This window comes from Paremcibacter congregatus, from assembly GCF_006385135.1.
GTDB lineage: Bacteria > Pseudomonadota > Alphaproteobacteria > Sphingomonadales > Emcibacteraceae > Paremcibacter > Paremcibacter congregatus.
This window is the reverse complement of record NZ_CP041025.1, coordinates 493,406-508,395: the sequence shown is the minus strand read 5'-3', so window position 1 is coordinate 508,395 and position 14,990 is coordinate 493,406. Positions and strand designations below refer to the sequence as shown.

The window sequence follows — 14,990 nt, the reverse complement described above, 5'->3', positions numbered from 1 at the left end:
AAGTTAATATTAAGGAATCATTTACTTTTATTGAAATTTTATTAAATTTCTGGATTCCGGGGTTTGTCGCACCAGAAAAAGCCTGAACATCAGTGTCTTTCAGCCGCGATCGTCTGCGCTACCTGCGCCAGATCTTCCGCTGTATCAATGTCCATACTGCTGCGCCCGTCCATCACAAAAGGGATCGTTTTGTCGGTCAAAAGACTTTCCTGCGCCTGGAATTCACCAATATTGATTATATAGATGGCCCCATTACTGATATAGGTTTCCGGCAAATCCTGGCGTCGCATAAAAGGATACCGGTCATTGGAAATGCCGCGGATATACCCGTCGTCATCCGCCTTGAATGCCTTGAGTATTTTGTTATCGATTTCACAGACACTGATCAGGGCCGTTGCCCCACTGTCAAAAAACCTGGCGCAAGCGGCATCAATCATGTCGCGCGTCCGCAACGGCGATGTCGGCTGCAGCAAAATAAGATATTCAAACTTTTCATGGGTCCGCGCCAGTTGTTCCAGGGCATCCCGGATCACGCTTTCACTCGTCGCGGTATCTGTCGCAAATTCAGCCGGTCGTTTTATGGTGTCGGCGCCATGCGCGGCCGAAACAGCTAAAATCCTGTCATCTTCAGATGTCACGAGCGTTTTGGCAATATAATCCGACGCCAGACTGGCCTCAATGGTCCAGGCGATCAAAGGCTTACCGGCAAGGTCCGCCGTATTCTTGCCCGGCAATCCCTTGGAACCACCACGCGCCGGAATGATCGCCACTATTTTTTTGTTAATCATCGGTGCCATCTTGTGCCACCGTATGCCGCAATTTCCATTCCCCGTCTTCTTCTTTCCAGATATGAGGGGAGCGATATTTATTCACCGTCGCCCAGAATTCTTCATCGGTTGTATCTATATACGCCAGAAATTCCTTATAAAATTTTTCCGGAAATTCGCTGTCATATTTTTTCACCAGATAGGATGCTTCCTCCCGGGTTATTTTATCATTGCGCACTTCTTGCGCCGCATCATAAGTGCAGCGGCCAATGCCGAACTTGATCAATGTGGTAAAATAGTGAAACGGGTCAACCTTGTCATCAATGCTGCTGTATTTGGAATAGGTGCCTTCTGTCCGAACCGGGTTGGCCTGAAATCCTGTATTCTCAACGGCGTAATAATAACATTCCTGAGGGTCCCATCTCAGATAATAACCAAGGTAATGCACTTCTATTCCGGCTTCTAGAATATCCTTTTTATTCGGCGGGATATAAGGCGCGAAGTCATTCTTACTGTAACGGCCCGTATCAATATAGTCCTGCATGGACACATCACCAAATTTCATCTCGAGCGGGTCATCTATCGAAAAGAAGTCCATATTCATGATCGGGTTGATATTTTCTTCAATCGCATTGCCATATTCGGCCTGATTTTCCCCATACATCACCAGCTTTACACCAAACTTCCGAGCCATTGCCGGCCCTATAATCCGTTGCCCGACAATGAAAGGCTGAAACGGATGCAGAAGATTGTGAAAGGCGTTTCTGGTCATTTCCCGGTGCAGCACGCCATTTGGCGTATAGAGAATATTATCCAGCCCCCCGGTATGCATCCATTCTTCAAAATTCTTCCAGCCAATGTCTGTATAGAGATGGGGCGCCCAGGTCACCGTAAGCGGGTTCATGCCATATTTATATTTTAAGATATGAGCCGTGAACGCGCTGTCTTTCCCGCCACTTCCCGGGACAATAACATCATAAGAGCCATCGGTGCTTCTGAACTGGTCGAGCAGCGCCCGCAGTTTTTCATCCCGGTCCTGCCAGTCAATATCTTTTTCCTTTTCAGCCTGAAAAACACAGGCTGAGCATATGCCATTCTCATCAAAATTGATGACTTTCTTCTTTTCCCCTTTGGCGCTTCGGAACTCGATCGTGGAGCTTGGCCGTTGATTTGAAATGACACATTTCTTACAGAATTTTACTTCAGAAGGCAGCCCGTAATAGGCCTCCCGCTGACCGGGACGGTTGGTGTCGCTCTTTTGATCATCAGACATCATGGTTCACCTTGCACATAGTGATAAAATTTCTCAGGATGTTAAGCCCGGCATCCGCGCTTTTTTCCGGGTGATACTGGCACCCGTAAATATTTCCCTGCCGTACCGTAGAACAAAATTCGTCATCTGAATAGCCGGTCGTGGACAGAATGTTGATTGCATCATCCGGTCTGGCCACAAAACTATGGACAAAATACATGTCCTCATTTTGGCGAACCCCTTCCAGGATGGTGTTATCCCATCCCGATTGTCCGGTGGCATAAATTTCGTTCCAGCTGACATGCGGCAGTTTGCGGATCTTTGCATTCCGGGGCGAGAGTTTGACCACCTTCCCCGGAATAAGGTCCAGTCCTGGCGTATGACCAAACTCTTCACTGTGGCTGAACAGCATCTGCATACCCAGACAGACCCCGAGCAATGGCTTACCTGTCCGTGCGTAATCTTTTATGACATCTGTCAACTGATACTGGTCCAGCTTTTCCATACCATGAGCAAACGCCCCGACCCCCGGCAGAACCACCCCGTCCGCCGCCATTATTTCCGTCCTGTCACGGGTGAGAATGACCTCTGCCGACAGGCTTTCAAACGCGTTGACCATGCTTCTCACATTGCCGATACCATAATCAATGATTGCGATCCTGCTCATAACCTGACCTTAACTTCATTCTGCCGCAGGGCTTGTTTTAACGAATTGACGGCCAAAAGGTCATAATGCAATACCGACGCCAGCGCCGCCGCATCCACATCGGTTTCCTGAAACAGCCCGACCACATGTGCTTCGGTCCCGGCCCCGCCACAGGAAATCACCGGAATGTTCACCGCCGCACTGATGATCTGGTTCAGTTCTATATCAAATCCTTTTTTAGTCCCTTCCTGATCAATGGAGGTGAGCATGATTTCTCCCGCCCCCAATTGTTCAACCTGTTGCGCCCAGGCCACCGCATCCAGTCCCGTGGGTTCCCGGCCGTTATCGACATAGACTTCCCATTTCTGGTCAGAAATCCGTTTCACATCAATTGAAGACACAATACATTGCGCCCCGAATACCTGAGACGCCATCTTGATAAAATCCGGTGTCTGGACGGCCTTGGTGTTCACTGCGATTTTATCCGCTCCCGAATTCAGGGCTGTCTGGATATCCTCCAGACTGCGGATGCCGCCACCAACCGTGATCGGGACGAAAATATCCTGACAGGCTTTCTCGATGATGTGGCTCAAATTATTGCGGTCATAATAGGCCGCCACGGCATCCATAAAGATAATTTCATCAATCCCCTGACCGTAATAATTCTTCGCCAGCTGGTTCGGGTCCCCGACCTTTCTCAGGCCTTCCAGATGAATGCCCTTGATGACAAACTCGTTTTTGACGTCCAGTCTGGCGATAACTCTTTTTTTACTCATGATGTCAGTTCTTGGAATTGTTTTTGCCGGTCAATCGCCCACATCTCCTTCGACTCCAGCAATTTCATAAACAAAATATCACTCTTCCCCTCGCCAAAATCATGATCCACCAAATGGGTATCCTCCAGGGTGAAGCTATCCAGAGATGCAATCACGTCCAGGATACTCTGAACGTCATGCTCGGCATGAAGCACCGAACGCAATTTGGCCCGGTTGTTTTGCCGGGTGCCAATATCAATTGTCGGAACACGATAATAGGGTGCTTCCCGGATGCCGACACTGGAATTGCCAATGATATATTCCGCATTCATCAGCAACGTGAGAAAATACTCAAACCGGATAGAAGGATATATCCTGATTTTATCATTCCCCTTCAATGCCTTGTATTCATTCAGTATTTCCGCACTACCCAGATCGTTGTTGGGGTAGATGAGAATATAATTCCTGTCGCTTTTAACCAGGGCATCGACAAATTGTTTGGCATAGAGCGCAATTTTATCATACTCGGTGGTCACAGGATGAAACAGGGCGATGGCATAGTCATCATACCCGATTTCATAATAGTTTTTGACAAAATCCAGCGCCGGCAGTTTCTTCGGATTCATCAGGTCCAGATCAGGCGAGCCGATCACGAAAATCGCGTCGCTTCTTTCCCCCAGCTGAACCAACCGCCCCTTGGCCTCGTCATTGGTGACAAAATGAATATGGGACATTTTACTCACCGCGTGGCGGATCAGTTCATCAATGGTGCCGGAAATCTCGCCGCCTTCGATATGGGCGACAAGGATATTATTGAGGCTGCCGACGATCGCCCCGGCCAATGCCTCTACCCGGTCACCGTGAATGATGATCAGATCCGGCTTAATCTCGTTTATATAAAGCGAGAACCCGTCAATGGTCTTTGCCAGGGTCCGGTCCATATGGGCAACCGTATCATGATTGATATACTGGTAGATATTCTTGAACCCGGCCTTGTATATCTCATCCACGGTCTTGCCATACTTCGAATTCATATGCATGCCGGTCGCGAATATATGCGTTTCATAGGCTTCTGAATTCTGGGAAATCTTAATCAGTGATTTTAATTTACCAAAATCTGCCCGGGTGCCTGTGAGAAAAACAATCTTCTTCATTTGACAACATACGCCACGGCGTTGGCATAGGGCAGCTTCTTGATTTCCACGCCCCCGTCGAAGAAATCATCAATGGCCTTGTTCGCCCCGGCGAAATCGCCATAATCATCAAAGATAATGACGCCCCCCTTCACCACCCGGTCATAAAGCAGATCCAGAGACGCCTGGGTCGCCTCATACAGATCCACATCAATATGCAGAACGGATAATTTCAGTTGAGGGTTTTCTTTCAGATACGCCGGCAGGGTTTTGAGAATATCGCCTTTGATGATCTCAGTGTTCTTGTCCAGATTCTGGGCCTGCAAAAGCGCCGTCAGTTCTTCGTATGAAATACCTACCCCGCCGTCTGTCTCCGCGATGAACAGATCGCGTTCCTTCTTGTCCTCTTCGAATTCGGTTTCGGGAAACGCGCCGAAGATGTCAAAAGCGATAACCTTGCGGCTATAGGTATTTTCGAGTAGGTCCCTGAATTTGAGCCACCGGAACAGGGAATTCCCTTTAAACACGCCCAGTTCAAGGATTTCACCTCTCAGATGGGCCGTCTGTTTAAAAAACTCCAGATGGCTGATAAACTTGCTTAACCGTCTCGGTTCCGCCGTGGCATAGAAGCCATTCTCATACTCAAAATTCCTGTTAATGTCGTACAGCACCCTACTCTCCAATATCTGAGGCAAGCAAATGTTTGTCCGTCGCAATATCTACGGTGGCTGTCTTGCCAAGCACGCCGTCATAGAATTCTGCCGCGATGTCTCCTGTTCCCGGTCTTTTGACCCAAATATTCTCTTTGGTAAACCTGTCCCCCTTGCGCACCGGTTTGATCGTCACGACCGTGGCAAAGGCAAAATCCATCGTCACCTGTTCTTCTTTTGCCGCTTCTTTCCTGCCGCCGCGCATTTTGGCAAGATCAGCGCTGCCGACCAGAAGTTCTTTCAACGACACCGGGTCCATGGAATTTACAATGTCGGGGCCGGGCCGGTCCATGCGGTCCGTAAAATGTCTTTCCAGTATGGTCGCCCCGAGCGCAACCGCCCCGAAACAGGCATAATTCCCCGTTGTATGATCCGACAGGCCAATCTCTGCATTCGGAAATTCTTTTTGCAGTTCCTGCATGGCGCCCAGCCGTACAAGATGGGACGGCGTCGGGTAAAGATTGGTGGTATGCAACAAGGCATACTCTACATTGTGCTTTTCTAATATCTTAACTGTTTTCCGCACGGACGCAATATCATTCATGCCCGTACTGACGATCATCGGCTTGCCGAAACCGGCAATATGTTCAATCAGCGGGGTATTATTGCATTCTCCCGACCCGATTTTATAGGCCGCCACCCCCATGCGGTTCAGGCGATCGGCCGCGGCCCGGGAAAAGGGGGTGCTGATAAAAATCATGCCTTTTGATTCAACATAATTTTTCAGCCGGGTTTCATCGGCTTCGTTCAGGGCGCATCGTTCCATCACTTCGTAGATGGATACGTCGGTATTTCCGGGGATGACTTTTCTGGCGGCCTGGCTCATCTCGTCTTCCACCACATGGGTTTGGTGCTTGATCATTTCCGCACCGGCTTTCCAGGCGGCATCCACGAGCTCATATGCCGTGTCCAACGACCCTTCATGGTTGATCCCTATTTCAACGATGACCAAGGGCGGGTGATTCAAGCCGATTTCACGATTACCGATTTTCATTATTCTGTACTTCTTTTGATAGTCTCTTCCTTGAATCTCAAGAGCTTACTCTATTTTCTCGCTAATAAAAAGAGAACTTTATCCTTCCTCACAGCCCGTGAAAGAAATAATGCAGCGGCGCGTGGCAGATTTTGGTGAGCCGCAGCAGGCGACCGGCGGAGATGCGATTGCGGGCGCTCTCATATTTCTGAATCTGTTGGAACGTCACCCCGAGCTCTGCCCCGAGAGCTTTCTGGCTGATGCCCCGGCGTTGACGTATCCGGCGGAGCCGCGCGCCCACATGCCGGTCGATGCGGCGCAGCTCGGCGCGAATATTGTCGCGGTCTGGCATGGTGTCCCCCTTTTTTAATCCCGTGCAGAAAAAGGCAAGCGGCAGGCGCACCCACCGCTTGTCAAATGCAGTGAGGTCGCCCTTACGCCCGATCCGCGAACTCAATCAGGACCGTTATGGGACGCGAACAACTGGATGGAAAAGGGGGGTGACAACAATACGCTTGTTTTTCAGTCATGATTATTTCCTGTGGTCTTAGGTTAACCCCGGGCCAGAGTGCAAATTCTGGTGACCGGGAACGACAGGTTTGCACTACCGCACCACAGGCAACGGCCACCCATAAGGGTGCCTGCACGTCCCCGGCCATAAGAATATGGTCGCAAAAAAAACATGCGTCAAGACTGGCGCATGTTTCGGACGCCTGTTGGTGTAGCGAGGTGCAAATCCCGACACCGGATTCCCCCGGTGCAGGTCGAATTATATATAAGTATGGTTGAGTATGTCAAGGGGAAATACGCGCCAAAAAGATTACTCCTAGCAAAAAATTCAATTATAAAAAGGCCAGATAATATTTATCATGACATAACTATCCTAAACCATATTAATTCATGCGAACGACTATTATAACTTGTTATGGAATCCATTTATGTTACCTTTGATTGATAAGCCTCTCATAAAAATACGGAGCTAAATCTGCAACACTGATATACCAAGGTAATAATTAAGTAAGGGAGAAAAAAATGACTGACGAAAAAAAGATTACCCTCTTTGAGGAAGTCACTACCAGTTTAGAAAGAATGCAAAATTTCGACTGTAACTTACTGCCTAGAGAAAGCGACCTTGGAAACTTATTAAATTTTGCGAATGCGGTGCCACCAGCAAAGCGCTTAATTGAGCTGTATAATAGACTAACTACCACTGCTTTGCAGGATTTTCCTACCCAGAATCTAAACTCAATAAAACAGCAATGTGATTCAGATTATCAAAAATTCAGCCAAATTATTGACTTTGACCTAGAAGCAAATGATTTGACTCAGGAGATGCGGAAAAGTTGGATCGGTGCTATAGAAGAAGCTTACGATAAAACTTTTATTATTCTTCATCCATTTATATCCTATTCTCTTCACCGCTCTGCGGATTTCCAAAGATTAGATACGGAATCGCGAGCCGCTTTTCAGAAAATTCAAGATAATTCGGCTAAAATTCAAGAGCAGTTAATCCAACATAAGAGCGAAGCTGAAAGCATTTTACAAGACATCCGAAATACGGCCGCAGAACAAGGGATTACCCAGCAAGCTAAGTACTTCAAGGAAGAGTCTGAAGGACACAATATGTCTGCGTTAACATGGGAAACAAGAACAAAATGGCTATCTGGGATCATAGGAGTATATGCTATTGCATCTGTTTTTATTCATAAGTGGGATTTTATCACCCCTCATAATACATTTGATGCAGTTCAACTAATTGTGAGTAAAATCCTCATCTTCTCAATACTCGTATATCTACTTACCTTGTCTGCAAAAAACTATCTAAATCACAGACATAATGCCGTTGTAAACAAACATAGACAGAACGCACTAATGACGTACAAAGCTTTAGTTGACGCCTCAGGTGACAGCGGGGCAAAAGAGGCCGTATTAATCCAAGCAGCAAGCTGTATATTCAACCCCCAATCTACTGGATATGCTGCTAGTTCTGAGTCATCAACAAGTGGGAAGTCATTTGTGGAAATTTTTTCCAAACCAGCTATACAATCTGCCACAAGTACTTCTACGTAACTATGATAAAATAATCTGTAGTTTCTATGGAGTAAAGCATGAAAGTCGACCCTTTTAGATTTACAATAGGACCTTGGAAAAATCACTATTCAGAAATTTGGCGAATATGGCAATCACCAGGGAAAGACGACATATATTTGGGCGCTAGTAACTTACTTGAGTATATAAAATTCAGTATCCACAAATCAGGCATTTGCAGATTAGCCTTCACAGCTCACAATTATGAAGAGCTTAAAGAAATGGGAAATGCTCCACAAACTGATCGCTGTGTGGCAAAGTGGAACAGAGGAAAAGTGAAAGATCATGAAATTAAACAGATTTTAGATATTCACTTCCCTCTCAACATTTTACACAACAATGCCCCTCCTAAAACAAAAACTGGAAAAAAGCTTTTTCAACTTGAGCCTGACGTAAAGTGTTTGGGTGACAAGGACACAGTTACACTTAAATTATTATTCCATAAAGCTCAGATGAAGGACACCGCCTTCCTACAGGCCCTAGCTAGTAAAAGAATCATGCCATTGATATGTTTCGGAATTGTCGACGGCTTCATATCGGTTTGCTTTCAATACTCAAAAATATTACCAATAGAAATACCTAAGAAAAATAAGTGTGCGTTTGAAAATGGACTTAAGGCCACTTGTCAGAAACTAAATCTTGATATAGGCGAAAGCATGGAAAATATATCTATGTTTCATATGAAAAATGGCGCTCCCCCAACGCTGTCATGCATAAGTGGATTCGTCATAACAAGAAACACCGAGGCAAACTATACTATCTCATGTAATAAATATGAATAACTTATATATGTGTTAGTAGACAAGACGCCCACGTGGAATTAACCGCCCTTTCACAGGAATTGGACCTGGATCAATATTGAATGTTTAAAACCGTTCTAAAACTCCTCTCCTGTCCTCAACTATAAATGCGAAACAGCCTGCTAAGTAGATTGAATAATATTATTGACAGCGTTGTCAATTTGATAAAAAGCCGCTATAAGATATAAAAGAGGTCGGCACAGGACCGGTGGGGCGCGGAGCCTTATCACGAGGCCCAAGCCGCACTCAAAAACAAACCACACTGAAAAAACACGGCTCTATTGTCAAAATATCAAGGGAATATTCATATGCGCGCCAGATATCCGTCCTCTGCCTCCGGGCTTACCTTCAAAAGCCTGCTGACGGTGCTCGCCGTAAGTCTGCTCGGCCTCGGTCACGCCACCGCGAATTCCGCGCCGGAGAAGACCGCCGCGACGGCGCTCGCCCCGGCCTACGGCATTATCCCGCGCCCCGTGAGCCTGACCCCGAAAGAGGGGCAGTTCACCCTCACCCGCGACACGGCTCTGGTGATCAGTGATGAAAAAATCCGCCCCGCCGCGACCCTGTTCCGCGACCTGATCACACCCGCCACCGGCTATATCCTGCCGGTCACGACCGAGGCCCCCGCGGGCCCGGCGATCCGGCTCAGCCTGACAAAAGGCGGCGATAATCCGGAGGCCTATCAGCTCAGCGTTTCCCCCACACAGGTGAGCATCACCGCGTCAGGCACGGCGGGGCTGTTTTACGGGTTGCAGAGCCTGCGCCAGCTGCTGCCGGTGGAAATTGACAGCCCGGCGGTGATCAATCATACTCCCTGGACCATCCCGGCGGTCGAGATTGACGATGCGCCGCTCTATGCTTACCGTGGCCTACATCTTGATGTCAGCCGCAGCTTCTTTGATGTGGCCTTTATCAAGCGCTATATCGATTTTATCGCGTTGCATAAAATGAACCGCTTTCACTGGCATCTGACCGATAATCAGGGCTGGCGCATGGAGATCAAGAAATACCCAAAGCTGACCGAAATTGGCGCCACCCGGCCGGAAACCGTGATCGGCCATACCATAAACCGTGATCCCCACTATGACGGCGCACCGGTCACGGGTTATTACACCCAAGATCAAATTCGCGAGGTGGTCGCCTATGCCGCCGCCCGCGAAATCACCATTGTGCCGGAAATTGATATCCCCGGTCACGCCAGCGCCATGCTCGCCGCTTACCCCGAAATCGGCTGCGTCGCCAAGGACTTCAAGGTCAAGACACGCTTCGGGGTTTTCCTTGATAATGTCTGTCCGACAGAAGAAGCCTTCGCCTTCCTCGATAATATCTTTGCCGAGATGGTCGAGCTGTTCCCCGGCCCGGTCCTGCATATCGGCGGCGATGAAATCCTGTTCGACCAATGGCAGGATTGCGCCCCCTGTACAGAAATCATAAAACGGGAAAATCTGGAGGATTATCACGGCCTGCAAAGCTATTTCATCAAACGGGTCGAGAAGCTGGTGCAGAAACACGGCAAGCAGATGGCCGGCTGGAACGAGATCCTCGACGGCGGCATCAACCCGAGCGCCATCATCTATTCCTGGACCGGCACGCAAGCCGGGATCGAGGCGGCCCAGGCCGGGCATGACGTGATCATGGCCCCGAGCCGCCATATCTATTTCGATCAGTATGAATCGCTCAATCTCGATGAGCCGCAATCGATCCATTCGATCACGCCCCTGCATGAGGTCTATCATTATGATCCCATGCCGGCGGAACTCACCCCGGAGCAGCAGAAGCATATCCTCGGTGCGCAAGGCCATATCTGGACCGAATATCTGCGCAGCCCGCGCCGGGTGGAATATGCCCTGTTCCCGCGTCTGTCGGCCCTGTCGGAAATCACCTGGACGCCGAAGGATCAGCAATCCTGGCCGGATTATCTGACCCGTCTTGATCGTTATTTCCAGCGGCTCGACCTGATGGGGATCAACGCCTCGCACGCGACCTATAAAGTCTATGGCGAACCGGTGGTTACGGGACGGACGCTGTCCCTGACCCTGAAGGTGGAAGGCCATGATCATGCGATCCGCTATACCCTGGATGGCAGCAAACCCACCGCCCGGTCACCGCTCTATACCGGGCCCCTGACCCTGGATCAGAAAGTCACTGTACGGGCGGTCGGGCAGAATATCACCACCGGCGCGCTTTACGGCGACTATCGCCAGAGCTTCGAGCCTCATAAGGCCATGGGCCGGAAAATCACCTTTGCCTCCGCGCCAATTGTCGGGGAGAATGCGCACCCCCAGGCAACCCTGATTGACGGGTTGCGGGCAACGGACCGGATTTTCCAGCTCGCCGAATGGAGCCAGTGGTATGACACGGATCTGGAAGCCGTGATTGATCTGGAAAAAATGACCGCGGTGTCGGAAGTGCGGCTCGGCGTTGAGGCCGGGCAATATCGCCGCCTGCATCCACCCAAGTCGATCAGCGTCATGACGTCAGCGGACAACAAGACCTGGCGGACTGTGGCCCAGCTGAATGAGGCCAAAATCCGCGCCAGCGGCCCGACCGTCTCTCTGCCCTTCCCGGCGCAGAAGGCCCGCTATATCAAGATCATCGCCACCAAGAACGACAAAGTCCTCAGTGCGCAATATGAAAAGATGGTGCCGGTATCGATCTTCATTGACGAAATTATCGTGCAGTAAGGGACAAGGGGGCGTCATCGCCCCCTCCCCCAAATTTCGCATCCCTGTGACCCCGCATCACGTGCGGGATGACGGCGGCGGGGGCGTATCTCGCTGTTGCTTGAAATAGTCAATCAGACCAGTGGTCGAACTGTCATGCGGGCCGGTGGCGGCTTTTGGGGCCAGTTCGCCCTGAATATTCATCGCCAGTTGCTTGCCCAGTTCAACGCCCCATTGGTCAAAGGAACAAACCTGCCAGATGATGCCCTGAACAAAAATCTTATGTTCATAGAGCGCGATCAGGCTGCCGAGGGTGCGCGGCGATATACGGCTCAACAACAATGTGTTGGTCGGGCGATTGCCTTTGTGAATCTTGTGCGACACCAGCCGTTCGATATAACGTTCCGACTTGCCCTTGCGGCGCAGTTCGGCCCGCACCTCCTCCTCGTCAATGCCGATCATCAGAGCCTGGGTCTGGGCGAAGAAATTGGCCATAAGATATTCATGATGGCCCTTGACCGGGGTATTGCTCTCAATGGAGCCGATAAAATCACAGGGCACGATATTCTTGCCCTGATGCAGATATTGATAGAAGGCGTGTTGACCATTGATGCCCAACTGGCCCCAGATGATTGCGCCGGTTTGATAGGGCACATCGGCCCCGTCCCAGTTGACCGACTTGCCGTTGCTTTCCATTTCCGCCTGCTGCATATAGGCCGAGAACATATGCAATGACTGATCATAAGGCAGGATCGCCTGGGTCTGGGCCTCCAGAAAGGTGCTGTTCCACACCCCGACCAGGGCGAGCATCACCGGGGCGTTCTCACCCAGAGGCGCGTTTTGGAAATGCTGATCCATGTCATGGGCGCCGTCGAGCAATTCCTCGAAACTGTCAAACCCGAGATAAAGCGCGATCGGCAGACCAATGGCCGACCAGAGCGAGAAACGCCCGCCGACCCAATCCCATATCTGGAAAATATTCTCCGCCGGAAAACCTTCCTTTTCTGCATTTTCCGGTCTGGCGGTGACGGCGACGAAATGCTTGTCCAACACGCTCTGATCGAAGGAAGACGCCACCAGCCAGTTCATGGCGGTGCGCATGTTGGTCAGGGTTTCATAGGTGGTGAAGGTCTTCGAGGAGATGACAAACAGCACCTGCTCCGGGTTGAGCGGCCGCAGCACATCGGCGATCTGGGTGCCGTCGACATTGGAAATATAATGCACCCGCATGGGGTTGTTCTTGCTGCCTTTCAGGGCTTCGGTGACCATTTGCGGCCCAAGATGGGAGCCGCCGATGCCGATGCTGACCACATCGGTGATGCGTTTGCCGGAATAGCCGCGCCAGTCCCCGCCGCGCACCCGCTCGACAAAGCTTTTCATGGCGGCGAGTTCCGCCTTGATCTGCGGCATGACATCCGCGCCATCGACCAGGATCGGTTCATTCGACCGGTTACGCAGGGCCACATGCAACACCGCGCGGTCTTCGGTCATATTGACCTGGGCGCCGGAGAACATCCGGGCCCGCCAGGCTTCCACATCCACCTCGCGCGCCAGATCCAGCAGACCGTCGATGGTCTGTTCGGTGACCAGATTCTTGGAATAATCGAACAGGATATCTTGCATCTCTATGGAGAATTTGGCGAAACGATCCGGGTCGGCGCGGAACAGATCATTGAGATGACGATTTTTCATCTCCGCCCCCTGCGCCGCGAGCGCGCGCCAGCTTTTACTTTTCGTGATATCTGACATAACCTGTTTTCTCCTGGCTCAATGATCGGCGAACGCTGCCCTTTTGGCACCATCAGGTTCTCTGGTAAAAAACAGGACCCGGTCTGTCTCATGCAGTCTCAAGTCTGTTCAGCACCAGCCCGTGTTCTGATGATTTTTCCGGACGATAGTTTAAAATGACAGCGCTGTCAATGAAGATGGAAAGCGGCTATCCTAAAAGTCTACACTTGTTCCCCCGGACCTGGGTCCAGGATCCATGTCGATATCATGCGAGAGCCCCATCTTGAGATTATGGCTCTTGATAACATCGTGGGTTCTGACTTAAATTCAGGATGATGACGCTATGGCGGGCGCACTGCTGGATTCCCGTTCCACCAGTTCGAAATCGATCAGAATATTCTGCGTGGCGTTATCGGACTTGGCGCCCCCCTTGCGGCTTTTGCCTTCGATCAGCAATTGCACCGCCGCCCCGGCCATCTCGGGGATTGGTTGACGGATAGTGGTGAGCTGGGGCCAGATCACCTCGGCGATCGGCGTATCATCGAAGCCCACCACAGACAACTGAGCGGGAATTTCCAGACCATATTTATGGGCCGCCGCCTCAACCCCGGCCGCCATATCATCGTCCGAGGCAAAGACCGCCGTCGGGTGTGGCGCATCCGCGAAGATTTCCTCTGCCGCCGCCATGCCGGAGCGGTAGGAATAAAACCCCTGCTTGACGAAATCTTCTTTCAAGCGCAACCCATGCGCCTTCAGCGCATCGCAAAAGCCTTTGTAGCGCATCGCCGCCGAGCCATGACCCGGATGGCCCTTGATAAAACCGATATCTTTATGGCCAAGAGAAACCAGATAGGAGGTCATATCGTACGCCGCCTGGTAGTCATCCATATAGACACAGGGGCCTTGTTCAAGATTGATCATTGGCGTGACGCGGACAAAGGGCACCCCCCGACCGTTCAGAATATCGAGCAGAGGCTGATGATCACACAAGGGTGCGGTCAGGATCACCCCGTCAAGATTCGACTGGGCCAGCATCTGATCAACCTTCTGGGCCACGTCATCGGTTTCCGGGTCACATTGATCCACCACCAGATTATAGCCGCCTTCCCGGCAGCGGGCCAACGCCCCGACCTGAATGTCATTATTATAGTTACTGGGCGTATCATAAAGCATCCCCAGCAGGTAAGATCGGTCGCCCGCCAGCATCCGCGCCGACAGGTTGGGTTGATAATTCAACTCCTTCGCCGCCTTCAACACCTTGTCACGGGTTTTTTCCCGCACATTGGGTTCCTGGTTCATCACCCGTGAAACGGTTTTTATGGACACGCTCGCACGTTCCGCCACATCATCGATCGTCGCTCTACTGCGTTTTTTTTCCAGCACAGAAAATCCCTATTTAGCTGCCAGATGCGTGATCTGCCTGTTACGATCCTTAGATTAGCCGTAACCGGAACCAAGATAAATCAATTTCTCGA

General features: G+C 50.4%; 13 protein-coding genes. 3 read left to right on the top strand and 10 right to left on the bottom strand.

All coding sequences use genetic code 11. The features are described 5' to 3' along the window. Positions 1 to 89: 89 nt before the first annotated feature. From FIV45_RS02400 to FIV45_RS02365, 8 genes are all read right to left on the bottom strand, one after another. Positions 90 to 788: an acylneuraminate cytidylyltransferase family protein gene (locus FIV45_RS02400; protein WP_181040128.1), complete on the bottom strand. Its 699-nt coding sequence runs from the start codon at positions 786 to 788 to the stop codon at positions 90 to 92. Then, positions 781 to 2,040 (bottom strand): N-acetyl sugar amidotransferase, encoded by a 1,260-nt coding sequence (locus FIV45_RS02395; RefSeq protein ID WP_099472380.1) that lies wholly within the window; start codon positions 2,038 to 2,040, stop codon positions 781 to 783. Before FIV45_RS02395 ends, FIV45_RS02400 begins: the two co-directional genes overlap by 8 nt. Then, a complete protein-coding gene (gene hisH, locus FIV45_RS02390; protein ID WP_099472381.1) occupies positions 2,033 to 2,686 on the bottom strand; it encodes an imidazole glycerol phosphate synthase subunit HisH in 654 nt (217 codons plus the stop codon). The genes FIV45_RS02395 and hisH overlap by 8 nt, the downstream gene beginning before the upstream one ends. Beyond that, the gene (gene hisF, locus FIV45_RS02385) at positions 2,683 to 3,441 is read right to left on the bottom strand and encodes an imidazole glycerol phosphate synthase subunit HisF (protein ID WP_099472382.1); all 759 of its coding nucleotides are present in this window, start codon (positions 3,439 to 3,441) and stop codon (positions 2,683 to 2,685) included. The genes hisH and hisF overlap by 4 nt, the downstream gene beginning before the upstream one ends. Then, positions 3,438 to 4,574: a UDP-N-acetylglucosamine 2-epimerase gene (gene neuC, locus FIV45_RS02380; protein ID WP_099472383.1), complete on the bottom strand. Its 1,137-nt coding sequence runs from the start codon at positions 4,572 to 4,574 to the stop codon at positions 3,438 to 3,440. Before neuC ends, hisF begins: the two co-directional genes overlap by 4 nt. Beyond that, on the bottom strand, positions 4,571 to 5,224 hold the full coding sequence (locus tag FIV45_RS02375) for a TylF/MycF/NovP-related O-methyltransferase (RefSeq protein WP_099472384.1): 654 nt from the start codon (positions 5,222 to 5,224) through the stop codon (positions 4,571 to 4,573). Before FIV45_RS02375 ends, neuC begins: the two co-directional genes overlap by 4 nt. A gap of 1 nt (position 5,225) precedes the next feature. Then, on the bottom strand, positions 5,226 to 6,257 hold the full coding sequence (locus tag FIV45_RS02370) for an N-acetylneuraminate synthase family protein (protein ID WP_099472385.1): 1,032 nt from the start codon (positions 6,255 to 6,257) through the stop codon (positions 5,226 to 5,228). 88 nt (positions 6,258 to 6,345) lie between these two features. Then, positions 6,346 to 6,588, bottom strand: a complete 243-nt coding sequence (locus FIV45_RS02365; RefSeq protein WP_099472386.1) for a helix-turn-helix domain-containing protein — start codon at positions 6,586 to 6,588, stop codon at positions 6,346 to 6,348. Positions 6,589 to 7,268: 680 nt separating this feature from the next. Here FIV45_RS02365 and FIV45_RS02360 point away from each other — a divergent pair. The 3 genes from FIV45_RS02360 (at position 7,269) to FIV45_RS02350 (ending at position 11,808) form a co-directional block, all read left to right on the top strand. Continuing rightward, the gene (locus tag FIV45_RS02360) at positions 7,269 to 8,306 is read left to right on the top strand and encodes a hypothetical protein (RefSeq protein ID WP_099472387.1); all 1,038 of its coding nucleotides are present in this window, start codon (positions 7,269 to 7,271) and stop codon (positions 8,304 to 8,306) included. A 38-nt stretch (positions 8,307 to 8,344) separates the two neighbouring features. Further along, positions 8,345 to 9,106 (top strand): hypothetical protein, encoded by a 762-nt coding sequence (locus FIV45_RS02355; RefSeq protein WP_099472388.1) that lies wholly within the window; start codon positions 8,345 to 8,347, stop codon positions 9,104 to 9,106. Between the two features lie 326 nt (positions 9,107 to 9,432). Next, a complete protein-coding gene (locus FIV45_RS02350) occupies positions 9,433 to 11,808 on the top strand; it encodes a glycoside hydrolase family 20 protein (protein ID WP_099472389.1) in 2,376 nt (791 codons plus the stop codon). Between the two features lie 57 nt (positions 11,809 to 11,865). On the opposite strand, the gene pgi is transcribed toward FIV45_RS02350, so the two are convergent. Both pgi and FIV45_RS02340 read right to left on the bottom strand, forming a co-directional pair. Beyond that, positions 11,866 to 13,536: a glucose-6-phosphate isomerase gene (pgi, locus tag FIV45_RS02345; protein ID WP_099472390.1), complete on the bottom strand. Its 1,671-nt coding sequence runs from the start codon at positions 13,534 to 13,536 to the stop codon at positions 11,866 to 11,868. A 306-nt stretch (positions 13,537 to 13,842) separates the two neighbouring features. Next, entirely contained in the window at positions 13,843 to 14,898 is a 1,056-nt protein-coding gene (locus tag FIV45_RS02340; RefSeq protein WP_204602161.1) for a LacI family DNA-binding transcriptional regulator, read from the bottom strand. Positions 14,899 to 14,990: the final 92 nt, after the last annotated feature.